Origin of the sequence: Streptomyces sp. NPDC058665 (assembly GCF_042714995.1) — a bacterium.
In the GTDB taxonomy this organism is placed as follows: Bacteria; Actinomycetota; Actinomycetes; order Streptomycetales; family Streptomycetaceae; genus Streptomyces.
The window spans coordinates 74,421-98,992 of record NZ_JBHXRX010000032.1 but is presented as its reverse complement, the minus strand read 5'-3'; the positions used below and the strand labels follow the sequence as shown (position 1 = coordinate 98,992).

The 24,572-nt window shown below is 69.9% G+C and carries 23 protein-coding genes and 1 pseudogene; 11 read left to right on the top strand and 13 right to left on the bottom strand.

Features of this window, described 5'->3' with window-relative positions; all coding sequences use genetic code 11:
* Nucleotides 1-90 precede the first annotated feature (90 nt).
* On the bottom strand, nt 91-1,380 hold the full coding sequence (locus tag ACFWV8_RS21995; RefSeq protein WP_384204709.1) for an aromatic acid exporter family protein: 1,290 nt from the start codon (nt 1,378-1,380) through the stop codon (nt 91-93).
* 85 nt (nt 1,381-1,465) lie between these two features.
* The gene (locus ACFWV8_RS21990; protein ID WP_329377327.1) at nt 1,466-1,939 is read right to left on the bottom strand and encodes an Rrf2 family transcriptional regulator; all 474 of its coding nucleotides are present in this window, start codon (nt 1,937-1,939) and stop codon (nt 1,466-1,468) included.
* Between the two features lie 111 nt (nt 1,940-2,050).
* On the opposite strand from ACFWV8_RS21990, the gene ACFWV8_RS21985 reads away from it, so the two are divergent.
* A complete protein-coding gene (locus ACFWV8_RS21985; RefSeq protein WP_384204704.1) occupies nt 2,051-2,794 on the top strand; it encodes an SDR family oxidoreductase in 744 nt (247 codons plus the stop codon).
* Between the two features lie 36 nt (nt 2,795-2,830).
* Here ACFWV8_RS21985 and ACFWV8_RS21980 read toward each other — a convergent pair whose 3' ends face one another.
* On the bottom strand, nt 2,831-4,246 hold the full coding sequence (locus tag ACFWV8_RS21980) for an MFS transporter (RefSeq protein ID WP_384204701.1): 1,416 nt from the start codon (nt 4,244-4,246) through the stop codon (nt 2,831-2,833).
* The gene (locus ACFWV8_RS21975) at nt 4,243-4,929 is read right to left on the bottom strand and encodes an ArsR/SmtB family transcription factor (RefSeq protein WP_384204692.1); all 687 of its coding nucleotides are present in this window, start codon (nt 4,927-4,929) and stop codon (nt 4,243-4,245) included. The genes ACFWV8_RS21980 and ACFWV8_RS21975 overlap by 4 nt, the downstream gene beginning before the upstream one ends.
* A gap of 183 nt (nt 4,930-5,112) precedes the next feature.
* Between ACFWV8_RS21975 and ACFWV8_RS21970 the strand changes: the two genes are divergently transcribed.
* Nucleotides 5,113-5,412: a hypothetical protein gene (locus ACFWV8_RS21970; protein WP_384204687.1), complete on the top strand. Its 300-nt coding sequence runs from the start codon at nt 5,113-5,115 to the stop codon at nt 5,410-5,412.
* A 63-nt stretch (nt 5,413-5,475) separates the two neighbouring features.
* On the opposite strand, the gene ACFWV8_RS21965 is transcribed toward ACFWV8_RS21970, so the two are convergent.
* On the bottom strand, nt 5,476-6,009 hold the full coding sequence (locus ACFWV8_RS21965; RefSeq protein WP_384204683.1) for a MarR family winged helix-turn-helix transcriptional regulator: 534 nt from the start codon (nt 6,007-6,009) through the stop codon (nt 5,476-5,478).
* A 40-nt stretch (nt 6,010-6,049) separates the two neighbouring features.
* Here ACFWV8_RS21965 and ACFWV8_RS21960 point away from each other — a divergent pair, with 40 nt between their 5' ends.
* Complete coding sequence (locus ACFWV8_RS21960) at nt 6,050-6,988, top strand: EamA family transporter (RefSeq protein WP_384204677.1); 939 nt, start codon at nt 6,050-6,052, stop codon at nt 6,986-6,988.
* A 51-nt stretch (nt 6,989-7,039) separates the two neighbouring features.
* On the opposite strand, the gene ACFWV8_RS21955 is transcribed toward ACFWV8_RS21960, so the two are convergent.
* Nucleotides 7,040-7,819: an SDR family NAD(P)-dependent oxidoreductase gene (locus tag ACFWV8_RS21955; protein ID WP_384204673.1), complete on the bottom strand. Its 780-nt coding sequence runs from the start codon at nt 7,817-7,819 to the stop codon at nt 7,040-7,042.
* Nucleotides 7,820-8,014: 195 nt separating this feature from the next.
* Here ACFWV8_RS21955 and ACFWV8_RS21950 point away from each other — a divergent pair, with 195 nt between their 5' ends.
* The 4 genes from ACFWV8_RS21950 (at nt 8,015) to ACFWV8_RS21935 (ending at nt 12,177) form a co-directional block, all read left to right on the top strand.
* Entirely contained in the window at nt 8,015-9,025 is a 1,011-nt protein-coding gene (locus ACFWV8_RS21950) for a LacI family DNA-binding transcriptional regulator (protein WP_384204670.1), read from the top strand.
* A gap of 223 nt (nt 9,026-9,248) precedes the next feature.
* A complete protein-coding gene (locus ACFWV8_RS21945) occupies nt 9,249-10,259 on the top strand; it encodes a ribokinase (protein ID WP_384204666.1) in 1,011 nt (336 codons plus the stop codon).
* Nucleotides 10,260-10,262: 3 nt separating this feature from the next.
* Complete coding sequence (locus tag ACFWV8_RS21940; protein ID WP_384204660.1) at nt 10,263-10,751, top strand: RpiB/LacA/LacB family sugar-phosphate isomerase; 489 nt, start codon at nt 10,263-10,265, stop codon at nt 10,749-10,751.
* 31 nt (nt 10,752-10,782) lie between these two features.
* Nucleotides 10,783-12,177, top strand: coding sequence for an MFS transporter (locus tag ACFWV8_RS21935; RefSeq protein ID WP_384204656.1), 1,395 nt, complete (start codon nt 10,783-10,785; stop codon nt 12,175-12,177).
* Nucleotides 12,178-12,206: 29 nt separating this feature from the next.
* Here ACFWV8_RS21935 and ACFWV8_RS21930 read toward each other — a convergent pair whose 3' ends face one another.
* Both ACFWV8_RS21930 and ACFWV8_RS21925 read right to left on the bottom strand, forming a co-directional pair.
* Nucleotides 12,207-12,578 carry a VOC family protein gene (locus ACFWV8_RS21930; protein ID WP_384204651.1) on the bottom strand — a complete coding sequence of 124 codons (372 nt, stop codon included), beginning with the start codon at nt 12,576-12,578 and terminating at the stop codon, nt 12,207-12,209.
* Between the two features lie 174 nt (nt 12,579-12,752).
* A complete protein-coding gene (locus ACFWV8_RS21925) occupies nt 12,753-13,010 on the bottom strand; it encodes a type B 50S ribosomal protein L31 (protein WP_384204647.1) in 258 nt (85 codons plus the stop codon).
* Nucleotides 13,011-13,187: 177 nt separating this feature from the next.
* Between ACFWV8_RS21925 and ACFWV8_RS21920 the strand changes: the two genes are divergently transcribed.
* Nucleotides 13,188-13,781, top strand: coding sequence for a GNAT family N-acetyltransferase (locus tag ACFWV8_RS21920; RefSeq protein ID WP_384204644.1), 594 nt, complete (start codon nt 13,188-13,190; stop codon nt 13,779-13,781).
* 455 nt (nt 13,782-14,236) lie between these two features.
* Here ACFWV8_RS21920 and ACFWV8_RS21915 read toward each other — a convergent pair whose 3' ends face one another.
* Together ACFWV8_RS21915 and ACFWV8_RS21910 are read right to left on the bottom strand one after the other, a co-directional pair.
* Nucleotides 14,237-15,025: a 3-oxoacyl-ACP reductase family protein gene (locus ACFWV8_RS21915; protein WP_384204641.1), complete on the bottom strand. Its 789-nt coding sequence runs from the start codon at nt 15,023-15,025 to the stop codon at nt 14,237-14,239.
* Nucleotides 15,026-15,976 carry an NmrA/HSCARG family protein gene (locus ACFWV8_RS21910; RefSeq protein WP_384204635.1) on the bottom strand — a complete coding sequence of 317 codons (951 nt, stop codon included), beginning with the start codon at nt 15,974-15,976 and terminating at the stop codon, nt 15,026-15,028.
* A gap of 110 nt (nt 15,977-16,086) precedes the next feature.
* Here ACFWV8_RS21910 and ACFWV8_RS21905 point away from each other — a divergent pair.
* Nucleotides 16,087-16,299: pseudogene (locus ACFWV8_RS21905) on the top strand (IS5/IS1182 family transposase); the annotation flags it as partial.
* A 306-nt stretch (nt 16,300-16,605) separates the two neighbouring features.
* Here ACFWV8_RS21905 and ACFWV8_RS21900 read toward each other — a convergent pair.
* Together ACFWV8_RS21900 and ACFWV8_RS21895 are read right to left on the bottom strand one after the other, a co-directional pair.
* A complete protein-coding gene (locus ACFWV8_RS21900) occupies nt 16,606-17,382 on the bottom strand; it encodes a polysaccharide deacetylase family protein (protein ID WP_384204631.1) in 777 nt (258 codons plus the stop codon).
* Nucleotides 17,383-17,528: 146 nt separating this feature from the next.
* A complete protein-coding gene (locus ACFWV8_RS21895; protein WP_384204628.1) occupies nt 17,529-18,344 on the bottom strand; it encodes an SDR family NAD(P)-dependent oxidoreductase in 816 nt (271 codons plus the stop codon).
* A 251-nt stretch (nt 18,345-18,595) separates the two neighbouring features.
* Between ACFWV8_RS21895 and ACFWV8_RS21890 the strand changes: the two genes are divergently transcribed.
* Nucleotides 18,596-19,711: a galactosyldiacylglycerol synthase gene (locus ACFWV8_RS21890; RefSeq protein WP_384204625.1), complete on the top strand. Its 1,116-nt coding sequence runs from the start codon at nt 18,596-18,598 to the stop codon at nt 19,709-19,711.
* Nucleotides 19,712-19,901: 190 nt separating this feature from the next.
* On the top strand, nt 19,902-21,032 hold the full coding sequence (locus ACFWV8_RS21885) for a lectin (RefSeq protein WP_384204620.1): 1,131 nt from the start codon (nt 19,902-19,904) through the stop codon (nt 21,030-21,032).
* Between the two features lie 89 nt (nt 21,033-21,121).
* On the opposite strand, the gene ACFWV8_RS21880 is transcribed toward ACFWV8_RS21885, so the two are convergent.
* A complete protein-coding gene (locus ACFWV8_RS21880) occupies nt 21,122-24,409 on the bottom strand; it encodes a LamG-like jellyroll fold domain-containing protein (protein WP_384204615.1) in 3,288 nt (1,095 codons plus the stop codon).
* Nucleotides 24,410-24,572 lie beyond the last annotated feature (163 nt).

The window sequence follows — 24,572 nt, the reverse complement described above, 5'->3', positions numbered from 1 at the left end:
AGTGGTGCAGTCCTAGACAGCTCCACCACACCGGAGGTCTTCGCCATGATCAAGCCCGACCAGTGTCAACAACGCTCGTGATCAATACACCTAGGACTTGTTCTTCCTGCCGCGCCGCCTCAGCGTCGGCCGTTTGATCCTGGGCCAGTTCACACCGCGCAGCCATGCCGCGAACGCCGTGAGCTGAGGGTGCCGCTCGCGCTGTTCCCGGGTGGATCTGTCCAGCTCCTCCAGCAGGCGCTGGGAGCGGTGGTCCGTGTCGAGTTCGTCGAGCAGTCTGTCGATCTCCGACAGCATCGCGCCGTGCAGCTGCCACTGGCGCGGATGCCGCTGTACGCCTTCCAGCAGCAGATTCGCCGCCCTCTCGCGGGTCGCGGCCGCAGCGCTCAGGTCCCCCGCGAGGCGGTCCTCCGCCGCCTCCGCCGCCTCGCTCACCTGCGTGGTGACCAGCACGGCGAAACTGACCAGCGCGTCGGCGACCTGCGACAGCAGTTCCTCCAGCGCCGCTCCCACCTCCGGCGCGAAGAGGTCTTCATCCTGCCGCGCCTTGGCGAGGTCCGTGATCGTGCGGGTGAGGACGCGCAGGACCACCGCGCAGATCTCCAGCGTGTCGAGACCCGTACGGAGCACCACCCGGTGCAGCAGGCCTTCCTTGACCCGCGGATTGAGCCGCAGGCTGTCCTCGGCCTGGCGCAGTGCGGCGTCGACCCCGGCGACGCCGTGGTCGAGCCGCCGCGCCTCGTGCAGCCGGGCCGCTGCGCGCTCGACCGGGGTGGGAGTGGTCAGTTCCTCGCCGACGTCGCGCATCAGCCGGCGCATCTGCCGGGCGAGGCCCTCGATGGACTCCCCGGCGGCGCCCACCCAGACCGGCGGCACGAACAGCACGTTGAACAGCAGCCCCACGACCGCGCCGATCAGCGTCTCCAGGATGCGGTCCCAGGCGGTGCCCGCCGCATGGGTGACGCCGAGTACCAGCATGGCGCTGATCGCGACCTCGGGCACGAACTCGTCGACGCGGACGAGCCGGCCGGCCAGGAGCGAGGCCAGGATGATCAGCCCCAGACTCCACCACGACAACCCCACGAGGATGCTGAACGCGACGGCGATGAGCACGCCGGCGACGACGGCGTTCACCCGGCGGACACTGGTGGTGAGCGTCGAGTAGAGAGTCACCTGGACCACGAGCAGCGCGGTGAGGGGCGCGGTCAGCGGGGCGGGTTCGCTGCTCAGCCACAGTGCGACGAGGTAGGCGAGCGTCGCGGCCGCCGTCGAGCGCAGCGTCTGGGTGAAGGTCGGGTCCTTCCGCAGATTCAGCAGATAGGCCAACGCCCCGTCCCCGGAGCCATCCTTGTCGTCTCTGTCCGCGGCCCGCAGTCTCATGAGCAGCACCCTGCCCACAGTCGGCGCGCGGAGTCCGTACGACACGCGGCACACGGTGTTGACGCGAGCGCCCACCGGTCAGGCGTTACGGCGTTCCGGTCAGCCGGAGGCGGGTACGGGAGGGCGCGTACGCGGGCAGCGAGGCCAGGATGTCGGCCAGGGTGACCCCGGCGAGGCTGTCGCGCCATGCCTCGTGCGCGTCCGCCATCTTCTCGGCGAGGACGCAGGTACGACGGCAGTCCTCCGCGGGCAGCGCGCCTCGTCCCTGCTGGCGGATCTCCCTGCACTCGTACGGCGGTGACGTGCCGTCGACGGCCTCGACCACCTGAAGCAGGGTGATCTCGGAGGCGGGCCGAGCGAGCCGGAATCCGCCGCGTGGCCCGGTGGTCGCGGTCAGCAGGCCGGCCCTGACGAGCGTCTTGAGCTGCTTGGCGAGATAGGGGGCCGGCAGGTCGTAGTACTGCGCGAGCTGCGCGGTCGACGCTCCGGCGCCCGAATCGAGCTGCGCCAGGGACGTGGCGCAGTGCAGAACCCATTCGGTGCTCACAGGCAGCTTCACGACGCCGAGCCTATCGCAGATATTACGGACCTTTTTCATCCATGATTCTGTTACTGTCCGGGGCGGGATCGTGAGAAGGATTTCGAGAGATTCGAGAGAAGAGAGAGCACCATGCGGATCGCAGTGGCCGGCGCGACCGGGAACATCGGGACCCTCACCGTGGCCGCGCTCGAACGCGGCGGCCACGAGATCGTACGTATCAGCCGCTCCCTGGGCGTGGACCTGTCGACGGGCGACGGACTCGACAGCGCGCTGACCGGCGTCGAAGCGGTCGTGGACGTCACCAACAGCCCTCCGGCCGACCGGGCCGGGACGGTCTCGTTCTTCGGCACCGCCACGGGCAATCTGCTGGCCGCCGAGGCGCGGGCCGGGGTGCGGCACCATGTGCTGCTCTCCATCGTGGGTGTCGATCGCGTCGAGGGCAACGCGCACTACGCGGGCAAGCGGGAGCAGGAGCGCCTGGTGACGGCCGGGCCGGTGCCGTGGACGATCGTCCCCGCGGCGCAGTTCCACGACTTCGCGGCGATGGTGGCGAGTTGGACGGAGCAGGACGGTGTCGCGATGGTCGCGCCGCTCCTCATGCAGCCCATCGCACCCGCGGACGTGGCCGACGTCCTCGCCGAGATCGTGGCGGGTGAGCCGCGGGGGCGGTACGCCGATGTCGTCGGGCCGGACCCGCAGGACCTGGTGGACATGGCGCGGCGCACCAACGACGTCCGCGGACACACGGTGAAGCTGGTGCCGACCTGGTCGGGCATCTTCGGTCCGGAGATGGCCGGCAACGTCATGCTGGCGGGCGACAACGCCCGTATCGCACCGACCAGCTTCGACGAGTGGCTGGCGGAACAGCGGTAAAGGGCGGGCCCTTGGCGTATCCGGTGGCGGGGCCTGTCACTTGACGGTTCGTGTCAGCCGGGTGCCGGATTCCGGCTCGGGGCCCGAGCCGGGCGGCCGACGCGGTGTTGGTGCGACCGGGTCGTCGGCCGCGCGGCCCTTGCCGCGCAGCCGGTCCATCTCCCGCCATTCCGGGCGCAGTCCGGTGAGATTCGTCGTGAGAAAGTACACCGCCCCTCCCACCAGCAGCACCGGCGCCAGTCCGGTCAGGGCCACCGCCGCGCCCCCGAGCAGCCCGCCGAGCGGCATCCCGGACCAGGAGAGCGCGCCGCTGAGCGCCTTGACCCGGCCGAGCAGTCGGCGGGGTACGCGTTCGTAACTGACAGCCGCCAGAATGGGGTTGAGGAATCCGGCGCCGAAACCACCGACCGCGAACACGACCACCACGGCCCACAGCGGTGCGGGCGAGGCGAGGATCAGCCAGCGCGGCGCGCCCGCGAGCAGGAATCCGCCGAAGAACACCACGCGGCGCCGCATCCGGTGCGCGACGCCCGCCGCTATCAGGCTGCCGCCGATCGCGGCGAGTCCGCCCGCGCCCGCGCACAGTCCGATGGCGCTCGGTCCGTTGCCCGACTCCTTGGCCCAGACGGGGAGGAGGACGGCGCTGAACGCCGCGTCCAGGAAGTTGGTGACCATGACCATCACGACGATCGTGAGGAGCAGCGGCTCGCCGCGCAGGAAGGTGAAGCCCTGGCCGAACCGCCGCCAGTAGCCCGGCTCCTTGGGTGCGTCCGCGCCGTCCTGCGGCGGCGGAGTGTGCTTGACCGGGCGGCCCATGCCACGCGGCAGCACCAGCCCGATGACCACCGAACCGAGCGCGAAACAGGCCGCGTTGACCGTGAGCCCGGTCAACGGCCCGAGGACCGCGATGAGGGCGCCGCCCGCCGCCGGGCCGATGGTGGAGGCGAGCCGTTCGGTCACGCCGGCGAAGCCGGTGGCCCGCTCCAGAGGTACACGGCCGTGGTCCGCCGCCTCGGGGACCATGACGTCCTTCGCGAGATCGCCCGGTCCCCGCGCCGCGCCGATCAACGCGACGAGCACGAGCAGCAGCGGGAACGAGAGCAGGTCAGCCGCGTGGAGTACGGGCACGGCGAGGGCGGCGGCGGAGCTGACCAGGTCGGTGGTCCAGGAGATGGTCCGGGGCCCGGCCCGGTCCACCAGCGGTCCGGTGAACGCCTTCACCAGCACGTACGGCGCCATCTCGCAGAAGGCCACCACCCCCGTCCGGGTGGCACTGCCGGTGGTGACGAGAACGAACCAGGGCAGCGCGATGGCCGAGACGCGCGTACCGGTCAACGAGACCGCCATCGCGGTGAGTACGCCCACGAGCGGCAGCAGCGTACGCCGCCCCGGCGGCTCCGGCGCGCCGTCGGAGCCCTTCGTCCCCGGCTCGCGGCCCCCGGACTCCCTCATGAGGTCTCCGTTCCCCGCCACCGTTCGGGAGCGGGGTCGCTGTCGGGAGTCTCGTCAGAGGGGTCGAGGGTGTCGGGTACGTCCAGCTCCGGCAGGATCTGGGAGATGAGGGAGACACGCTCGGCGCCCTCCGGCGCCTCGGCCGCCGTCTCCGGGCTGTCCGGCCGGTAACGGGCGATGAGCGCGTAGAGCTCCTCCCGCAGGTTCACCGTCTCCTCGGGGGTCAGCCGCAGCGGCCAGTCGCTGATGTCGAAGGTGCCGCGCCACCGGTCGGGCATCGTCTGGAGTTCGCTGAGCGCCCGTTGGGTGCGCAGGGTGTACGCGGCGGCGACCGACTGGAGATACGCCAGGGCCGCCTCGGGCTCCCGTTCCGCGAGGTCGGCCTCGCGGAACCAGGTCGACCGGTGAACCGCGCGCCACCAGCGTTCCCGCGCGTTGCCGCGCTCGGTGTCCTCCTCGACGAACCCTGCGTCGCCGAGCTGGCGCAGGTGATAGCTGGCCGTACCGGAGTTGACGCCCAGCCGCTCGGCGAGCCGGGTGGCCGTCGACGGACCGAACTTCCGCAGCATCCCGACCAGTTGGACCCGTACCGGATGCGCCAGGGCACGCAGCCCCTTGGCGTCCAGGACGACCGTGTTCGACTCGTGCTTGGGGCCGTGCGGGGCGTCGTTCGATTCCGTCATGCCGAGCAGCCTAGACCGCGAACAACTCTTTGCGAAGACTCCTTCGCGAAGAAATCTTCGCGAAGGGATGTGCGGGGTGGACTCTTCATGCCGGCGCCCCCGACGCGGCGGCACCAGCTACTGCTGATGCGCGGCGCTCTCCCCCGTTGTTCCATGGACGGAGGGCTGAGGAGAGGGGACGTCATGGTCACAGTGGAACTGACGCGTTTCCGGGTGGACGCGGACAAGAACGAGCTGCTGCTGGCGACCCGCTCGGCGATGCTCGCGGACTTCCGCGCGGACAGGCGGGGATTCCTCGATGCCCGGCTGGTGAGGCTGCCGGACAACGAATGGCTGGACATCATCACCTGGGAGACGCCGGAGGACTTCGCCGCGTCGCGGGACAAGGGACCGAACCGGCCGGGGATCGCCGATTTCTTCTCGGCGATCGCCGAACTGACCAGCGCGGAGGAAGGTTCCCTGGAACAGAGCGGTGTCGACTAACACCTGAGCTCGGCGAGGTACGGCGCCGGCGATCGAGCCTGGGCCAGAGCCCAGGAGCCCCGGTCAGCCGCGCGGGCCCTCCGTCACGGACAGCCACTTGGCCAGCAGGGATTCGAGCTGCCCGGCCTCGTCCTCCGTCAGCGCGTCGAGCAGACGGCGCTCGTTGGCCATGTGCTCGGAGAAGGCGCGGTCGATCAGCTCGCGGCCCTCCTGGGTCAGCGCGACGACCCTGCCGCGCCCGTCGCTGTCACTCACCCGCCGCGAGACGAGTCCGGCCCGTTCGAGCCGGTCGACGCGTTTCGTCATCGCGCCCGTGGTGACCATCGTGTGCTCGGCCAGCTCGCCGGGGGCGCGTTCGTACGGCGCGCCCGCTCGCCGCAGGGCCGCGAGGACGTCGAAGTCGCCCTCCCCCAGCCCGTACTTCCGGAACACGACGCACAACTCCTCGGTGAGAAACACGCCGAGGCGGTGCAGCCGCCCGATCACGCCCTGCGGGCGTACGTCGACATCGGGGCGTTCGCGGGCCCATTCCTGCTGAATACGGGCCACGCGGTCAACAGTGCCGATGCGGTCAATGAGGTCAAGGGATTCGGCCATGCACAGAACAATACCTTCCAAGGAAGATATTATCTCCTTCATGGAATCCACCGCCCGTTGGTCACTGGTCACCGCCCTCGCTCCCATCGCGTGGGGCACGACGTACTTCGTCACCCAGCGCTATCTGCCGGCCGACCATCCGCTGTACGGGGCGGCGTTCCGGGCCCTGCCCGCAGGGATCCTGCTGCTGGCGCTCAGCCGGCGGCTGCCGCACGGCGCGCTGTGGTGGAAGGCGCTGGTGCTGGGCATCCTGAACATGGGCGCGTTCTTCGCCCTCGTCTACATCGCCGCGCAGCTCCTGCCGGTCAGCATCGCGTCGACGGTCATGGCGACCGCGCCGGTGGTGATGATGCTGCTGGCCTGGCCGCTGCTGGCGGAGCGCCCGCAGATACTGCCGGTCGTCGGCGCCGGCATCGGTATCGCGGGCGTCTGCGTCATGCTCCTCACGAACGCGACCGGAATCGATCCGCTCGGCGTACTCGCCTCCGTCGCGGCCATGACGATGTCGTCGGCCGGCTTCATACTCACCAAGAAGTGGTGCCCGGACGTCGACGTACTCGCCCTGACCTCGTGGCAGCTCATCGCCGGAGGGGCCGTTCTCGTGCCCGTCGCGGTCGCCGTCGAAGGGGCACCGCCGGTCCTGGACGGGAGGGCGGCGCTCGGTTTCATCTATCTGTCCGGAGTGACGACCGCTCTCGCCTTCACCGCGTGGTTCAAGGGTCTGCGGCATCTGAGCGCGGGAACGGTCGGGCTCATCGGGCTCCTCAACCCGGTCACCGGCGTTCTGCTCGGCACACTCGTCGCCGGAGACACTCTCACCGCACGCCAGGGCGCCGGGCTGGTGCTGGTGTTCGTCGGCATCGTGCTGGGGCAGCCGGGCGTGACGCGCGCGGTGCGTGCCAGGCGCGCCCGCCGGTCGGTGGCGGAGGCCGGTGTCGCCGCACCACCCGAACTTCGGCGCCCGCGCCAACAGGCCTGACTCCGGGGGCGGTCGGAGCCCGGGTCTGAGCCATCCACAAACCGACGCCCCTCAGTGCACGTGAAATCCGCCGTCCACGAAGACCGACTGCCCCGTGACGTACGAGGAGGCCCGGCTCGCCAGGAATACGGCCGCGCCGGCGAAGTCCTCCGCCACCCCGTTGCGCCCGGTCATCGTGCGCGCGGCGAGTGCGGCCACCCGCTCGGGGTCGGATGACAGCCGTTCGTTCAGGGGCGTCATCACAAAGCCCGGCACAAGCGCGTTGCAGGTGACCCCGTACGGCGACCACGCCTCGGCCTGCGAGCGGGTCAGCGACTCCAACGCACCCTTGGAGACGCCGTAGACACCGCTCTGGACGAAGGCCCGGTGCGCCTGCTGGGACGTGACATGGATGATCCGTCCGAAACCCCGCTCGGCCATGCCGGGCCCGAACCGCTGCCCCAGCAGATACGGCGCCTGAAGATTCACCGCCATCGTCGCGTCCCACACGTCGTCGCCGGTCTCCCCCAGCGGAGGCCGCAGGTTGATCCCGGCGCAGTTGACGAGGGTGTCTGGTTCGCCGAAGACCTCCGCCGCCTCGTCGGCCGCCGTACGTACACCCGCGCGCGTACCGAGGTCGCCCGCCACCCATGCCGCCCGGCAGCCACGGTCCGTCAACTCATCGACGGTGGTGACCAGTTCGGCCTTCCGGCGCGCCACGATGACGACGCTCGCCCCGGCACGGGCAAGGGCTTCGGCGATGCCCTTGCCGATGCCGGAACTTCCACCGGTGACCAGGGCCACGCGGCCTTCGAGAGAGAAGAGCTGGGAGAGGTACGCCTGCGATTCCATCCCCGCAGATTAGTTGTCGCGCCGGGCTCCGGGCCTGGTGGGGGGCGCGCCCGGAGCACGGCCCGAGCGGGGAAACCGATCGGTCGAACCCCTTGACTCGGCCGGGAAGAGCCTCCAGGATCCTGTCTCGGAAACGTTTCCATGGAAACGTTTCCAGATGCCCGCCCACATGTAGCCGATCCACAAGAGGCACCCATGGACAACCCCGTGACCATCAAGGACGTCGCCGCACTCGCCGGCGTGTCCGTGGGCACGACGTCGCGGGTGCTCTCCGGCAACCCCTCCACCTCCCCCGCCGCCCGTGAACGCGTCCACGCCGCCGTCGCCGAACTCGGCTACCGGCCCGACGCCCGTGCGCGCTCCCTGCGTTCGGCCCGTTCGCACACGGTGGGGCTGCTCATCTCCGACGTACGCAACCCGTTCTTCGCGGACGTCGCGCACGGCGCCGAACAGGCGGCGCTGCGCTCGTCGTACGTCACCCTCCTCGCCAACGCCAACGAGGATCCGCGGCAGCAGGACACCTACCTGGAGTCCTTCCTCACCCAGCGGGTCGACGGCATCATCATCGCTCCGCAGGGCGAGGACAGCACCCACCTCCGGACCCTCGCCACCACCGTGCCCCTCGTCTTCGTCGACCGGACCGTCGACGGGTTCGAGGTGCCCAGCGTCACCTCCGACAACGCGCTGGGCATCGACCAGGCCGTCGCCCATCTCGCCGACCGCGGCCACACCCGCGTCGGCTACATCGGCGGCCCCCGGTCCATCTCCACCGGCCGCGCGAGACACGACGCCTTCGTGCGCGCGGTCGCCCGGCACGGTCTCGACGCCGACCCGGAGCTGATCACCTCCGGCGACTTCCGCTCGGCCAGCGGCTCGACCGCCGCCGAACGGCTGCTGTCCGGCGAGCGCCCGCCGACCGCGCTGCTCGCGGCCGACAGTCCGATGGCGGTCGGCGCGCTCGGCGCGCTGCGCCGCGGCGGTCTGCGGATCGGATCGGACATCGATCTGGTGGCCTTCGACGACATCGAGTGGTTCTCCGAGCTCGATCCGCCGCTCACCGTCGTCACGCACGACGCCCAGGCCATGGGGTCGACGGCGATGGGACTCCTTCTCGACGTCATCGAGGGCCGCACACCCGAATCGGTGGTGCTTCCGACGCGCCTGGTCGTCCGGGAATCGTCGGGCGGGACACCCCGCCGGTCGTAGGCGCCGTACGCGGCCACACCCCGGGCCGCACCCGCCGTCCGCGACTCCACCTCCACTGCCCCGACTTACGCGCTGCCGGGACCGGTACCCGGCGCACCGTCATGTCGCATCTCGCACAACTACCCATCCCTATCAGGCCCTTCACGGGCGGCGGCACGCCCGACCGGCGTCTCCTGCCGCCCGTACGGTGCCTGCCTTCCGCACCCATGAACGGGGATCCCCCATGCCCACCACCGTCTTCGTCGTCGGCAGCCTCAACGCCGACCAACTCCTGGAGGTGCCCGCGTTCCCGGCGGCCGGCGAGACCGTGCTCGCCTCGGACGTGCTGATCACCGCCGGCGGGAAGGGCGGCAACCAGGCCGTGGCCGCCGCACGGGCCGGCGCGGCGGTCGTGATGATCGGCGCGCTGGGCGACGACGCGCACGGCCGGCTCGTACGCCGGGCGCTGACCGAATCCGGGGTCGACACGAGGTGGGTGGGAACGGCCGAGGATTCGCACACGGGCACCGCTGTCGTCGCCGTCGAGGCGGGCGGCGAGAACCGCATCATCGTGGCCTCCGGCGCCAACGCCCGCCTCACCCGGGAGGACGTCGAGTCCGGGCTCGCCGGGGCGGCGCCGGGCGACCTCGTCCTGCTCCAACTGGAGACCCCGGTGGAGGTGGTCGCCCACGCGGCCCGCTTCGCCAAGGAGCGGGGCGCCACCGTCGTACTCAACGCCGCTCCCGCGCCCGCCGACACCGGCTGTCTGACGACCGACATCGATCTGCTGGTGGTCAACCAGGGGGAGATGCGGGCGGTGGCCAAACTGGTCGGGGCCGGTGCGGGAGCCGACAGCCGGGACGGTGTGCGGGAAACGGTCCTCGCGACGGCCCGGGTGCTGGACTGCGTGGTCGTCTGCACGACGGGCGCCGACGGGGCGTACGTCAACGTCGGCGACAGGGTGGCGCACGTTCCCGCCGTGCGGGTCACCGCGGTCGACACCACCGCGGCCGGCGACACGTACACCGGCTATCTCGCGGCGGCCCTCGCCCGGGGCGAGACCGATCTGCCCGCGGCGCTGGCGACCGCTTCGGCCGCCGCCGCGGTCGCGGTCACCCGGCGCGGGGCGATGGCCTCGATCCCGTACGCGCACGAGCTCGGCGACACGTCCACGTACGCCGCCACCACCGGACCGGGCACCGGCACCGGCACCGGCACCGGCACCGGCACCACCCAACTCACCACGAAGGGCTGACACATGAGAATCGCTCTGGGCAACGACCATGCCGGACACGCGCTGAAGGAGCATGTACGCGGCGTCCTCGAACGGCTCGGCCACGAGGTCGTCGACCGCGGCACCGACAGCGACGCGCCGGTCGACTTCCCCGACATCACCTTCGCCACCTGCGACGCCGTACGCACCGGCGAGGCCGACCGCGCCGTACTCGTGTGCGGCACGGGCGCCGGCGCGCTGATGGCGGCCAACAAGATCGCCGGGATCCGCTGCGGTCTCGGGCACGACGTCTACTCGGCCCACCAGTCCGTCGAGCACGACGACGCCAACGCCATCGCGATGGGCGCCTGGCTGATCGGCCCGGCGATGGCCGGCGCGGTGGTCGAGGCGTTCCTCGGCGCGACGTTCGACAACGACGAGGACACCGTCCGGCGGGTCGCCAAGCTCCATGAGCTGGAGCTCAGATCGGCCCGCGAACTCACCGCGGCCCGCAGCGGTACCCCATCCGCGTAAACGATGATCAACGGAGATTAGGAGTTACGCCATGAGCGCGAGCAACAGCGCGTCCTCCCCGGCCGCCGTCACCGCTCAGGACGGCGGCACCCGCGGCAAGCTGAGGACCTCCCTCGGAGCCGCCGCCGGAACCTGTGTGGAGAACTACGACTTCGTCGCGTACGGCACGGCGTCCGCCCTCTACTTCGGCGACGTGTTCTTCCCCGAGTCCGATCCGGTCGTCGGCACCCTGCTGGCCTTCGTCACGCTCGGCGTCGGCTTCCTCATGCGTCCCATCGGCGGCGCCGTCGGTGGCCATCTGGGCGACAAGTACGGCCGTAAGCCCGTCCTGGTGGCGGCCCTGCTGACGATGGGGATCGCCACGGTCCTCATCGGTGTGCTGCCCACCTACGCGCAGGCCGGCATCGCCGCGCCGATCCTGCTCGTGCTGATCCGTATGGTGCAGGGCCTGGCGTTCGGCGCCGAGTGGGGCGGCGCCGTGATGATGGCGTACGAGCACGCACCGCGCAGGCGGCGCGGGCTGTACGCGGCGATACCGCAGGCGGGCAATCCGCTCGGGATCGCGCTGGCCAATATCGTCTTCCTGCTGTCGGTGAATCTCGACAGCGACTGGGCGTGGCGGGTTCCGTTCCTGGCCAGCTCGGTGCTGATCGTCGTCGGTCTCGTCGTCCGGGTGAAGCTCACGGAGTCGCCGGAGTTCGAGGAGACGAAGGCGAGCGGCCGGACGGTCAGGAACCCGCTCGTCACGGTGCTGCGAAACGACTGGCGCAACATTCTGCGGATCATCGCGCTGCGCGTCGTCGAGTCCTGCGCTTACTACCTGACGGCGACGTATCTGCTGTCGTACATCACCGACCGCGACGAGGACGACCGGGGTATCGCGCTCGCGGGCATCGTGATCGCGAGTCTGCTCGCGGTGGGCACGACGGTGCTGTCAGGGGCGCTGACCGACCGGATCGGCCGGCGGAAGCTGTACCTGGCCGGGTGTCTGCTGGCGGTCGCCTTCGGCTTCCCGATGTTCCTGATGGCCAACACCGGCAATCCCGTGCTCGTGGTGCTGATCTATCTGATCGCGATCGGTGTGATCCACGCGGCGCTGACCGGTACGCAGGCGGCGTGGTTCGCCGAGCTGTTCAAGACCAACACCCGTACGTCCGGCGCCTCGTTGGGCTATCAGGCCGCGGCGTCCGTGGCCGGGTTCGCGCCGTTCCTGGCCGTGTTGCTGGCGGAGTCGTTCGACTGGGCGGGGCCGGCCGGTTTCTACGTGGTCATCGGCCTCGTCGGCCTGCTCGGCGTCGCGACGACGCGGGAGACCTGGGGTCCGCGCGAGCGCGCGGCGGCGGAGGCCGCCGACAAGGCGGGGCCGCAGCCGCGCGCGAACAGGCCGACGGCGGCTGGCTCGGAGGAAGCGGTGCGCCGCTCCTGACGGCGGCGGGCGCCTTGCGCGGCCGGGGCTCAGCCGTGACCGGTGTCGATGACGCAGAAGCGGTTGCCCTCGGTGTCGGCGAGGACGATGAAGTCGGCGTCGTCGGGATAGCTGTCCCAGCCGACGCGTTCGGCGCCGAGGGAGATCAGACGCTCCACTTCCGCGGTCTGCTCGGCGGCGTCGCGCGCGTAGAGGTCGAGGTGGACGCGGGGGTGTTCCTGCACGGGCGTCATGCTGAGCCCGAGGGAGAGGCCGGGACCGGGGCCGCGCGCGGGGACGAGGACGACCCAGTCGTCCTCCACCTCACCGTCGCGCGGTACATAGTCCAGCGCCCGGGTCCAGAAGTCCGCGGCGCGGCGTACGTCGGCGGCGCCCATCACGATCGTCCCGATAGTGATCACCGGGCAATGGTGTCAGAGTTCGCCGGCGGTGATCAATCCGATTCGGCCGTCGGCGGCGGCGGGAAACCGCACGAATGAATGCGACTGCACAGAAGAACCCCGGAAGCTCGATCTTCCGATCTCGCTACCGGGGTTCAAGGTCTCCGTTGTCGCGCCGACGCTTCCCGGCGCTGCTCATCCGCGCTTCGACGCGTCGCCGTAACGGCGCTCAAATCGCTCCACACGGCCCGCGGTGTCAAGAACCTGCGAGTTACCGGTGTAGAAGGGGTGGCTCGCCGATGATGTCTCGACGTCGATGACGGGGTACCTCTTCCCGTCCTCCCACTCGATGGTCTTGTCGGAGTCGGCGGTCGACCGCGTCAGAAACGCGAAGTCGGCGGCACGGTCCCTGAATACCACCGGACGGGACACGGGGTGTATTTGAGTCTTCATATGGGGTCCTCCTGTCGCCGACCACCTGGGGCCCTCTTCTCCCGCAGGTACCTACTAGAACGGCGTGCGGAGGCCGGGTATTCCAGCGAATTCCGGTGGTCCACCCACGGCCGAGGAAGAGGCAGTTGACCCGCATCACCCCCGACTGACCAGGGCTGCCGGTGATATTCTCGTTATATGGCTGACCGAATACATCGGGTCACTGTCGAAGGTTCCCGGATCACCACCCCCCGGTTGATCCTTCGGCCGTGGGCGCCGGGCGACGCCGAGGCGGCGCTGCCCGTGTACGGCGTTGACAAGGTGTCCCGATGGCTGGCTCCGGCACTGGAGCCGGTGTCCGACCTGGCGGCCATGGAGCGCCTCATAGAGCGCTGGATGGCCGAGTCGGCCACTCTCGAACCTCCTCAGGGCCGGTGGGCCATCTCGCTGCGCGAGACCAGCGAGCTGATCGGAGGTGTGGCCCTGCTGCCGCTCCCGCCGTTCGGCAGCGACCTGGAGATCGGGTGGCAGCTGGCGCCCGACCTGTGGGGTCAGGGCCTGGCGGCCGAGGCCGGGCATGCCGTGGCGCATCAGGCTTTCGAGTCGGAGGCGGGCGTGGAGGAGCTGTTCGCGGTGGTACGGCCCCGGAACAGCCGCGGCGCGGCGACGGCCCGGCGGGTCGGGATGGAGTGGGTCGGCGAGACGGAGAAGTACTACAACCTGTCATTGCAGGTCTACCGTCTGCGCAGAGGCGACCTCGACGCGGGCGGCCCTGTCGAGATCATGCGCTAGCCTCGCCGTTTCGGTTGGGGGATGGTACGTCGGTGATCGTCTGCTGCCAGGTGGGCGAGGTGACTCCGTTGCTTGAGCATGGCGGAGTCCCGGCGCGGGGGTCGGGTTCTCCAGGTCTTTCGGTTCGCCGAGATCCGCAGGCGCGGGCGGCGGCTGCGGCGGAGTGAGGCGAGCGGCGACGTGCAGGTGCGGCATGGCTCGGATCGCGTGGCGGACCGGCTCGGTCACTTCGCAGCTCGGCAGGGCACCCCACTGTGCTCCACCGCGACGCCCATCCCCTCTATCCACGTACTGGACTCTGGTGCCCCCTTGACGCCGGAATTGGCGCGGGCGTCAAGGTGGCAGGTCCTGGCTCGAAGCCCGGATGCGGATTGACGAAGGTGCCCCACGCGACGGCACCGCCGCATGGGGCACCAAAGCCAGGCCGGCGGCCTCAGCCACGGCGGTCGCTGGTGTCAGACGGTGTAGCCGCCGTCGATGTTGATCGTCGCGCCCGTGACGTAGGCCGACTCGGAGCCGGCGAGGTAGACGATCAGGCCGGTCAACTCATCGGGAGACGCAAACCGATTGACCGGGGTCAGTCCGGTCATCAGATCGGCGAAGTCGCCTTCGGGCGGATTGCTGTCTGTCGCGATCGGGCCCGGCTGGATGTTGTTGACCGTGATCGCCCTCGGCCCCAGCTCCCGGGCCAGTGCTCGAGTGAAACCTCCGATGGCCGCTTTGGTGAGGGAGTACGTCGTGCCGTTCGGGATCGGCATCCGCTCGGCGAAGACGCTGCCGATCGAGATGATCCTGCCTCCGTCGCCCATGTGCCGCAGGGCTTCCTGTGTGGCCACCCACACCGAGCGTACGTTCACCGCGACTTCCCGGTCGAAGTCGTCGACGGTAAGTTCCCCGATCGGTGCGAGGTGAGCGGCTCCGGCGTTGTTCACCAGGATGTCCAAGCGGCCGAAGGCCTCCACGGTGCCGGTGACCGTCGCGCGGACGGCTTCGGCGTCTCCCGAATCGGCCGCCAGCGCCACCGCCCTGCCGCCTTCCGACGTGATCTCGGCGACGACCTTGTCGGCGTGGCCGGGTGACGAGTGGTAGGTGAGGGCGACAGCCGCGCCCTCACGGGCGAGGCGACGCGCGATGGCCGCACCGATGCCACGGCTCGCGCCTGTGACCAAGGCGACTTTGCCGCTGAGTGGCCCGCTCGTCTTTCCCGCCGAGCCCTCACGAGACGCCGTACGTGTCGCGCTCATTCACTTCACCTCGATCTTCGAGGAGTTCTCGGCCAGCCAGGCGTCAAAGTCCTTCAGTGCCGGATTGATCTCGCGCAGCCGGTTCAGATCGCGGGCGCCGGTGAACTCCTGGTCGAAGTCGCCGTAATACTGGAACATGTTGGCGATCTCCGCGGCCGCCGGGATGTCCAGGGAGCGGAAGACGTCGTAGGGCACCGAGTTGAAGCGCACCGGTTCGCCGAGCGCGGCTCCCAGCTTCTCCGCGTACTGCGCACCGGTCAGGTGGTCTCCGGCCAGGCTGATGGTGCCGCCGACGAACTGCTCACCCCCCTTGAGGATGGCGTGCGCGACGCGGCCGATGTCCGCCACGTCCACCCCGGCGAGGAGCTTGCCGTCCTCCAGCGGCAGAGTCAGGGTCAGTACGCCGTCCTCGGCGCGCTGAGGGGCCATGGCCTGCAGGAAGCCCTGGAAGAAGAAGGTGGTGTTCAGGAAGGTCGTCGGCACTCCAGCCTGTGTGAAGAGCTCATTGGCCTCACCCTTGGCGTCGAAGTGCGGCACGTTGTACTTGTCCTGCAGAACGGGCATCCGTTCGTCGTCCAGTGGCAGCAGTTCGCGCGTGTCCTCGAGCGTCGACCAGACCACATGACGCAGCCCCGTGGCCTTGGCAGCCCGGACCAGCACGTTTACTTCCTCGGTCTCCTTGGCCGCCGAGCCATGCGCCCAGAAGTTGGTCACGAGGAAGGCGCCGTAAGCACCCTCGAACGCTTGGTGCACGGTCGACTCGTCGTAGAAGTCCGCCTGGACAACCTCCGCCCCGAGCTCAGCAAGCTCCTTGGCCGCAGGCGAGTTGGGGTTCCGGGTCAGCGCGCGCACCGTGAAGCCCGAATCCGGGTCGGCGAGAATCGCCCGTGCGGTGCCACCACCCTGTGCGCCCGTCGCTCCGGCGACCGCGATGACCTTCTTGTCGCTCATACCAGTAACCCCTGTCCGAGTAGGGAACCATCTAGTTGAGGTATCAACTCAATCAGGATTACGTTGATGCATCAACCTTTACCAGTGAGATTCAGCCAGGTAGCGAAGGCGACGGAACCGACCGGGTCATCCATGAACTCCTGCGCTGCCAGATCCGTGACGGAGCCCGTCAATTGGAGGACCCGACCTTGGTGGTGCCGGACACCCAGAGTGCCCACGCGGCCGCCGGGGTCATTGCCGCAACGACCGGCTACGATCCGGCAAAGCGGGTGCCGGGCCACAAGCGCGACCTGGCCGTGGACGCCCTCGGCCTGCTCCCCGCAAGAGACCCTAAAGGGTGGTCCGACCGGCAGCCTCGGCAAGATCCGCCAGCAAACGTGCCCCGGCGTGCCCGACCACCCCTGAACCGTGCGCGGAGACAGGGAGCTTGGGACGCGACCCGATAGCCTGTACGCAGAAAGTGCCCTCCGCCTGGACCGACAGAACCCCTCGACAAGGTTCGTCGTCCCAGTTCAGAAGGCACTTTCGCGATCCCACCCGACCTTCTGCCTCACTCCGGCCGAAACGGCGAGGCCGGGCGTGAGGGTTGCGTCGTAAGCCAGGGCCAACAGGCCCTGCGACGGGGCGAGTTACTCTGCCGGGACTTCGCCGGGATCGTCCGCGAAGCCCCAGTGTTCCACCAGCGGACCCACCTCCATGCCCTCCGACCGCCAGCCGCCGACAAGGTCGGGCAGTGCCTCCAGCGTGGACTGCCAGCAGCCCGGCGCCGATGTCTGGTCCGAGTCGTGGAGGAGCACCGTGCCGCCGCCCCGCAGATCGTGCCGTACGTTCGCCAGCACCGAAGCGGCGGTCGCCTCGGCGGTCCAGTCCTTGCCCCACGCGGTCCAGAGAATCGGACGCAGCCCCGTCCGCCGGGCGGCGAGCAGACGGCCGCCGGTCAGGATTCCGTAGGGCGGCCTGTACCAGAGCGGTGACGCTCCGCAGATGGAGCACACCGTCTGTGCGGCGCGCGCGAGATCATGGGTGTCCTGGGCCGGGGTGGGCAGCCAGGGGTGGTTGTGCGTCCACCCGTGCACCGCCACCTCATGTCCCCGGCGGGTGATCTCGCGGCCGAGTCGTGGATGGCGCAGGAGAGCCGTGCCGATCATGAAGAAGGTGGCACGGGTGTGGAGTTCGTCGAGCAGGTCGAGAAAGCGCGGTGTGGACCGCGGGTCCGGACCGTCGTCGAAGGTGAGTGCCACATGGTCGGCGCGGCCGACGCCGGCCAGACCGGGAAAGAAGGCTCTGCGCGGTCCCGCGAGCCAGGTGCCGGCCGGTGCGATGTGGGCGGCGGCGAGTGCCAGCGTGGGAGCGGTCGTCAGCAGACGCCGTCGGGTCGGGGTGGCCGGCCCCGGAGAGCGCGGCACACGACGACGTTCCCGCACTGTCCCGGAATGAACGTCCATTCGGCCTCGTCCTCCGACAGGCCCCTGGGCCTGGCCCGCTTCCTCCCTCCCCAAGTGTCCCAACCTCCGCGCCGGACGGCGACCCGCGAGCCGCGAGGACGGCGCGGTCAGCCGAAGCGGGAGGCGAGGCGCCGGAAGAGACCGGGCGCCATGCCCCGCAGGCGCCGGGGCAGGCCCAGCCAGCGCGGTACGAAGACCTCGTCCCGCCCGTGCGTGAGGGCGTCCCAGAGCGCTTCGGCGACACGTTCGGGCGGAAGCGGCCGGGGCACGCCTCTGGTGTACGGGGTCCCGCGCCGTTCGAAGAACGGGGTGTCCACGGCGGCCGGTACGACATGCAGGACGCGGACACCGGTGTCGCGCAGTTCGTAGCGGAGTGAGTCGGCGAGCGCCTCGATGCCGGCCTTCGCGGCCGAGTAGACGACCTCCTGGCGCACGCCGTAGGTACCCGCCGTGGAACCGACCAGCACGATCTGTCCCCGTCCCGCGGCGAGCATGCCCGGCAGGACCAGCCGGACAAGATGTGCCGCGGCTGTCAGGTTCACCGTGAGTACCTCGTCGACGGCGGCCTCCGGCATCGACGGAAGGGATCCGGCCCAGCCGACCCCGGCGGAGACCACGAGCACGTCGATGTGCCCGACGGCGTCGAGCGCACCCGTCACCAGGTGCTCGGCCCCGGCGGACGTGGCGAGGTCCGCCCGCACGGGAACGGACGAGGTCAGGTGAGCGATCTCTTCCAGGCGCTGTTGGTCCCTGCCGCTGACCACGACCCGCCAGCCGGGCTCGGCAGCGATCCGCCTGGCGATCGCCGCCCCGATACCGGACGAGGCCCCGGTGACCAGGGCCGTACGCGGGGACGGGTGTCCGGAGCCGGATGGGTCGCGGGCGGTGCCGGCCTGCTCGGGGCCGGAGAGGCCGGGTGCCATGGCTGCCCCTGTTCCGACTTTCGACGCTGTGAGCGGGCCGCCGCCGCGATGTGCGGCTGACCAGACGGAAGACGCGTGGCCCGCGAAGTGGACTCATCGACATATGACCCGTCCGGGGGCCGCACAACCCTTGCTGAGCGACGTTCACACCAAGGGCTTCGGCCGGTCCGGGCCGGTGGGGTGCACCGTTTGAGATCGCGCGGAGCCCGGTACATCGGGATGAGCAACAGTGAACTCGATGCGGAGCCGACATGGATCCCTCGGCCGGGAACGACGGAACGACATCCGCGGGCAGGCGTTTCCTGATCGTGAGCGCCGGCATGGGGTCGGGCCACGCGGCGGTGGCGGCCGAGCTGACGCGGCGACTGACAGCCGCCGGGCACACCGCCGCCGGGCTGGACGTCCTCCGGCTGCTGCCCCCGGGTGTCGGGCGCGGGGTGCGGGAGTTCTACCGGGTGGCCGTCTGCCATGTGCCCGCCGTGTACGCGGCTGTGTACGCCGTGTTCCTGCGGCCCGGCAAGGGACCGCGCCCCGGCAACGGACCGCTCGCCGCCCTGGCCGAGAAGCGGTTTCTCCGTCTGGTGGATGAGTGGCGGCCTGATGTGATCGTTCCGGTGTTCCATCTCGCCGCCCAGCTCACCGGCAGGCTTCGGGCCCGGGGGAGCCTGACCGTACCGAGCGCCGTGGTGATCACGGACTTCGCGGTCCACCGGCAGTGGCTTCATCCGGGCAACGACCTCAATCTGTGCCTCACGCCCGGAATCGCCCGGGAGGTACGGGGCTCGGCGGGGCGCTCCGCCGTCGTCTCGGGCCCCCTGGTGGCGCGGCGCTTCCGCGCACCTGCGGACGCCGGGGACTGGACGGACACCCTCGGTGGTACGGGACGGGGACCCGTACTGATCTCGACGGGTGCCTGGGGGGCCGGAAATCATGTGCTGGAGACGGCGCGAGTCATCGCCGACGCGGGTTTTCTGCCGGTCGTCCTCTGCGGCAGGAACAACCGGCTGCGCTCGCGGGTGTCCGGGACGCCCGGTGTGCCGGCCCTCGGCTGGGTGACGGACATGCCCGGTCTGCTGACCGCCTCGCGTGCTCTTGTCGACAACGCAGCCGGACAGACGGCTCTGGAGGCGCTGGCGGCAGGGCTGCCGGTGATCGGCTACCGGCCGATTCCGGGGCACGGCAAGGACGGGGTGCGACGGATGGCCGAGGAGGGCCTCACAGCGCACGCGACCGGTCCGCGGTCATTGATCCGGGCGCTGGACGAGGTGACGGTGCCGGGTCCCGTACGCGAACGGCGCGCCGCCGAGGCCCGGCGTCTGTTCGGCGCCGATGCCCTGCCGCACCTGGAGGATCTGGCGGGGGCGTGAGCCGACCGGCGGCCGTACGTGTACGCGTGCGTGACCTGGTGTCAACTGGCTGACTTGGCCATGCACTTGACAAGGTCTAGACCTTCCAATTCAATCCAATCGACACACCTCCCGCACATCTCCTCCTTGGCCCTGTCGCGTCGCCGGCAGGGCTCTGTGCGCCGTTGGCGCGAAGGGAAAACATTCAGAGATGTTGAGCAAATCCGGCAGAGGCCTCTCCCTCCTGCGGTCCGCGATCCTTCTCGCGGTCGCGGCCCTCATCGCCACTCTCTTCACCGCCCCGGCCGCGCAGGCCGCGGACGGCCAGATCACCGGTCTGGGCGGTAAATGCGTCGACGTCGCCGGGGCGAGCAACGCCAACGGCACCCCCGTTCAGATCTACGACTGCAACGGCACCAACGCGCAGCGCTGGTCCAACCCGGGCGACGGCACGCTGCGCGCGCTCGGCAAGTGTCTGGACGTCTCCAACAACAGCACCGCCGACGGAGCGCTCGTCCATCTGTGGGACTGCACCGGCGGCGCGAACCAGCGCTGGGCCGTCTCCGGCGCGAACGACATCGTCAACCCCCAGGCGGACAAGTGCCTGGACATCCAGAACCGCAGCACGGCGAACGGCACCCGGCTCCAGATCTGGACCTGTACGGGGCAGTCGAACCAGAAGTGGAACGCGCCCAGCGGCGGTGGCGGAAACCCCTCGCCGGGCGGGTTCGTCGTCAGTGAGTCGCAGTTCAACCAGATGTTCCCGGGCCGCAACGGCTTCTACAGCTACAGCGGTCTCACCGCCGCACTGAGCGCCTACCCCGGATTCGCCAAGACGGGCAGCGACACGGTCCAGAAGCAGGAGGCCGCGGCGTTCCTCGCGAACGTGAGCCACGAGACCGGCGGGCTCGTGCATGTGGTGGAGCAGAACACGGCCAACTACCCGCACTACTGCGACACTTCGCAGCCGTACGGCTGCCCGGCGGGCCAGGCCGCGTACTACGGCCGCGGTCCGATCCAGCTCAGCTGGAACTTCAACTACAAGGCGGCCGGTGACGCGCTGGGCATCAACCTGCTCGCCGACCCATGGCGGGTCCAGAACGACTCGGCCGTCGCGTGGAAGACCGGTCTCTGGTACTGGAACACCCAGAACGGTCCCGGCTCGATGACCCCGCACAACGCGATGGTCAACCAGGCCGGCTTCGGCCAGACGATCCGCTCCATCAACGGCTCACTGGAGTGCGACGGACGCAACCCCGCGCAGGTCCAGAGCAGGATCGACAACTACCAGCGCTTCACCCAGATCCTGGGTGTCTCGCCGGGCGGCAACCTGTACTGCTGATCCGCTTCGGCAGGACGATCACACCGTGTGGCCCCGGGGGCGCTACCCCGGGGCCACACGCCGTACGCGCTCCCGCGCGTTCGCCCGCGTCAGCGCGGCAGTTCCTCCTCGTGCAGTTCCTTGACCTGACTGTCCGTCAGAGCCTTGTCGTAGACGCGCACCTGGTCGACCGATCCGTTCCAGAAGTCGCCCTTGGCACCGTCGTACTTGGCGCGGCCGACCGCCAGGGGTCCGGTGCTCACGTCGGCCGGACCCGCCGCCACGGTCGCGACGGGCGCGCCGTCGACATACAGCTTGATGTCGCCGGACACCGAGTCACGCACTCCTACGAGGTGGTACCAGCGGTCCAGCTCGGGCTGGGTCACCAGGCGTGCGCGGTTGCCGCCGGGGGTGCTGAACGCGAACGCGCCCTGGCCGTACTGGAGATAGAACGGATTCTCCGTACGCCGGCCGTCCTGGCTGACCGCCGTCGCGTAGTTGCCGGGGAGGGCGCCGAGGGTGACCCATGCCGAGACCGAGTAGCTCTTGGTGGTGTCGACGACCGGTCCTTCGGTCTGCGCGTACTGGCCCTTTCCGTCGAAGTCCAGTGCCGTGCCGTTGACGCCCGGTGTCCAGGCGGGGTCACCGACGAGGCTCAGCGGTTTGCCGTTGGGGCCGGTGTCCGTGGAGGTGGTGCCCTTGCCCTCGTCCAGCGGCCAGTGCCCGCCGCCGCTCAGTTCGTCGCGCTTGCCCGCCTCGGCGCCGGCCTTGATGACCTTCAGGTTGATGGCCCGCACCCGCGCGGGGTCGACCTTGAGCTGCCGGCGGTCGTAGGTGTAGAAGCCGTTGAGCTCGTTCTCCAGGTCGCTGACCTGGGTGTAGACGGAGCCCGACAACTCGGCGTTCGCCGCTTCGAGGTAGAAGTCGGTGGTGTTCTGCACGTATTTCGCGGTGAGCGCGTCCTTGTCCGCCACCCCGCTGTAGATCGCCGCGGGCGGGCCGGGCCACATGTGCCCGGGGGTACGGAGCGTGAAGCCGCCGTGCTCACCGTCCATCGCGGCGCGGTGGTCGGGGAACGGGGCGTCGTTGTTCACGTAGTCGTGGTGGTCGATGATCTCGCCCTTGCCCGAATCCCCCTTGGACGAGCAGCAGTTGACACCACTGTGGGCGTTCACGATCCGGGAGGGGTCGGTCTGCTTCACCGATTCGGCGATCCGGCCGGTCTCCTCACGGTTCCACTCGCCCCAGCCCTCGTTGAAGACGATCCAGCCGATGACGGAGGGCGAGTTGTGCAGCTGCCGCATCATCTGCTTGCCCTCGTCGACGAAGGTCCGCCGCCCCGCCTCGCTGGTGATGTCGCTGGAGACGAAGTCCTGCCAGACGAGCAGACCGAGCTTGTCGGCGTGGTGGTAGAAGCGGGCCGACTCGACCTTGATGTGCTTGCGTACGGCGTTGAAGCCCAGCTTCTTCTGGGCTTCGAGGTCGAAGGCGAGCGCCGCGTCGCTGGGCTGGGTGTAGAGGCCGTCGGGCCAGAATCCCTGGTCCAGCATGGCGAGGGAGAAGACCGGCTTCCCGTTGAGCACGAGCTTCTGGTAGCCGCCGACCTCCTCGATGCCGACGGACCGCATGCCGAAGTAGCTGTCGACGCTGTCGGTGGAACGGCCGTCGGTGAGGGTGACGTCGAGGTCGTAGAGGTACGGGTCGTCAGGCGTCCAGAGCCGCTGGTTCTTGATCGGGAGGCGCAGTTCGGTGCCGGGCCGGCCGCTGACCGCCGAGACGATCCTGCCCTTGGCGTCGCGTGCGACGGCCCTGACCTTGGCGTCGGGTGAGGCCTTGGCGGAGTTGACGGTGACGGCCAGGGTGCGGGACTCGATGTCGGGAGTGGTGACGAGTTCGTCGACGGCCGCCGTGGCGACCGGCTCCATCCAGACCGTCTGCCAGATGCCCGACGACTGGGTGTAGACGATGCCGCCGGGGTCGGTGGACTGCTTGCCCATCGGCTGGTTGGGGCCGTTGGTGTCGGTGACGGCGACGACGATCTCCTGGGGACCCTTGCCGCCGTATCTGAGGGCGTCGGTGATGTCGGCGCTGAACGCCGTGTAGCCGCCGGTGTGTTCGGTGACCTGGGTGCCGTTGACCCAGACGCGGGTCGCGTAGTCGACGGCGCCGAAGTTGAGCTTCAGCCGCTTGCCGCTGCCGACCTTCCAGTTCTTCGGGACGTCCACGAGCTTGCGGTAGAACATGTGGTCCTCGTGGCGTTCGAGACCGGAGAGCTGCGACTCGACCGGGAACGGCACGATGATCTTCTCGTCCAGGTCCTTGCCGAAGACGGGCAGTTCATCCTTCTCCGCGCCCGCGAACTGCCAAGGCCCGTTGAGGTTCTTCCAGTTGTCCCGTACCTGCTGCGGACGGGGGTACTCGGGCAGCGGGTTGTGCCGGTCCAGCTTGTCGCCCCACTCGGTGGTGAGCCGGTGCGTGGAGCCGTTGGCCGCCGTACGCATGATCTCGGGCACGGTCTCGCCGCCGGCCTGGAGGCCGCCCTGACCGTCGTAACGGAAGCTGACCCGCTGGTCCTTCTGGACCGGCGCCTTCAGCGTGACGTCCAGGGAGTAGGGGTCCCCGGGGGTGCGGGCGACGGAGGAGAGCGGCATCGGGGTCGTGTCGACCTCGACCTTCAGATGGTCCTTGACGGCGGCGATCGTGCCGCCGACCTTGGACTCGAAGGTCGCGCGCAGCCGCCGGCCGTCCTTCCCGACCGCCAGGGAGACCGGGTAGATCTCGAAGTCGGCCGGCGGGGTGAACGCCGACTCGGGGACGATCTGCTTCTGGATCCCGGCGCCCGACCAGCGCAGGAACATGTTCGCGCCGCCGGTGTCCTGGAACATCTCGACCCGGATCTCCTGCGGCTCACCGGCGGTGAGCGTCACCGGTTCGCTGGTCTGCTCCCTGTCCCAGTCCGGCTCCCAGTGGTCGATCACCGCCTTGCCGCCGATCCACACCCGGAAGCCGTTGTCGCCGATCGCGTAGAAGGTGTAGTCGCCGCTCGCGGGGGCCTCGATACTGCCGGTCCAGCGGGCGGTGGTGTGCTCCGTACGACCGGTCAGCGACTCGAACGTCGTTGCCAGGCCCGGGAATTCGATCTGCGGGTCGAGGGACACTCCCCCGAGGTCGGCGAAGTCGCGCGCGCCGGGCGCGGACATGCTGAAGTACTCGCCCTTGAGGCCGTGCACCTCGTCCGCGGGTGCGGCGGCGGACGGGACGTCGCCGGCGCCGGCGGCGGTCGCGGCCGGTGTGAAGGCGCTCGTCGGCAGGAGGAGTGCGACGGCGAGCAGGAGCGAGCGCAGCAGGGGGCGGGAGCGGAGCGGTGGGCGTGAACGGGTGGCGGGCTTGCGTCTCATGGAAGTCCTCGATGTTCTCGCGCGGACGGGGGCGGAAGGGTTTCGTCCCGGGGCATTACAACGTTGGAAAGAGTCCGCAGCGGAATGACAGCACGCGCGCTCGGCGGGTGTCCAGAGTTACGACAGAAGGTGTTCGCGGTACGCGGGTGGCGCGAGAGTGCCC

What these genes read in the sequence shown, in the direction of transcription:
- ACFWV8_RS21960 (WP_384204677.1), top strand. Translation starts at nt 6,050, where the DNA reads ATGGAATCCACCGCCCGTTGGTCACTGGTCACCGCCCTCGCTCCCATC.
- ACFWV8_RS21980 (WP_384204701.1), bottom strand. Translation starts at nt 4,246, where the DNA reads ATGAGGGAGTCCGGGGGCCGCGAGCCGGGGACGAAGGGCTCCGACGGC.
- ACFWV8_RS21925 (WP_384204647.1), bottom strand. Translation starts at nt 13,010, where the DNA reads ATGAAGACTCAAATACACCCCGTGTCCCGTCCGGTGGTATTCAGGGAC.
- ACFWV8_RS21975 (WP_384204692.1), bottom strand. Translation starts at nt 4,929, where the DNA reads ATGACGGAATCGAACGACGCCCCGCACGGCCCCAAGCACGAGTCGAAC.
- ACFWV8_RS21885 (WP_384204620.1), top strand. Translation starts at nt 19,902, where the DNA reads ATGTTGAGCAAATCCGGCAGAGGCCTCTCCCTCCTGCGGTCCGCGATC.
- ACFWV8_RS21920 (WP_384204644.1), top strand. Translation starts at nt 13,188, where the DNA reads ATGGCTGACCGAATACATCGGGTCACTGTCGAAGGTTCCCGGATCACC.
- ACFWV8_RS21940 (WP_384204660.1), top strand. Translation starts at nt 10,263, where the DNA reads ATGAGAATCGCTCTGGGCAACGACCATGCCGGACACGCGCTGAAGGAG.
- ACFWV8_RS21955 (WP_384204673.1), bottom strand. Translation starts at nt 7,819, where the DNA reads ATGGAATCGCAGGCGTACCTCTCCCAGCTCTTCTCTCTCGAAGGCCGC.
- ACFWV8_RS21890 (WP_384204625.1), top strand. Translation starts at nt 18,596, where the DNA reads ATGGATCCCTCGGCCGGGAACGACGGAACGACATCCGCGGGCAGGCGT.
- ACFWV8_RS21895 (WP_384204628.1), bottom strand. Translation starts at nt 18,344, where the DNA reads ATGGCACCCGGCCTCTCCGGCCCCGAGCAGGCCGGCACCGCCCGCGAC.
- ACFWV8_RS21995 (WP_384204709.1), bottom strand. Translation starts at nt 1,380, where the DNA reads ATGAGACTGCGGGCCGCGGACAGAGACGACAAGGATGGCTCCGGGGAC.
- ACFWV8_RS21970 (WP_384204687.1), top strand. Translation starts at nt 5,113, where the DNA reads ATGGTCACAGTGGAACTGACGCGTTTCCGGGTGGACGCGGACAAGAAC.
- ACFWV8_RS21880 (WP_384204615.1), bottom strand. Translation starts at nt 24,409, where the DNA reads ATGAGACGCAAGCCCGCCACCCGTTCACGCCCACCGCTCCGCTCCCGC.
- ACFWV8_RS21945 (WP_384204666.1), top strand. Translation starts at nt 9,249, where the DNA reads ATGCCCACCACCGTCTTCGTCGTCGGCAGCCTCAACGCCGACCAACTC.
- ACFWV8_RS21985 (WP_384204704.1), top strand. Translation starts at nt 2,051, where the DNA reads ATGCGGATCGCAGTGGCCGGCGCGACCGGGAACATCGGGACCCTCACC.
- ACFWV8_RS21910 (WP_384204635.1), bottom strand. Translation starts at nt 15,976, where the DNA reads ATGAGCGACAAGAAGGTCATCGCGGTCGCCGGAGCGACGGGCGCACAG.
- ACFWV8_RS21935 (WP_384204656.1), top strand. Translation starts at nt 10,783, where the DNA reads ATGAGCGCGAGCAACAGCGCGTCCTCCCCGGCCGCCGTCACCGCTCAG.
- ACFWV8_RS21965 (WP_384204683.1), bottom strand. Translation starts at nt 6,009, where the DNA reads ATGGCCGAATCCCTTGACCTCATTGACCGCATCGGCACTGTTGACCGC.
- ACFWV8_RS21915 (WP_384204641.1), bottom strand. Translation starts at nt 15,025, where the DNA reads ATGAGCGCGACACGTACGGCGTCTCGTGAGGGCTCGGCGGGAAAGACG.
- ACFWV8_RS21950 (WP_384204670.1), top strand. Translation starts at nt 8,015, where the DNA reads ATGGACAACCCCGTGACCATCAAGGACGTCGCCGCACTCGCCGGCGTG.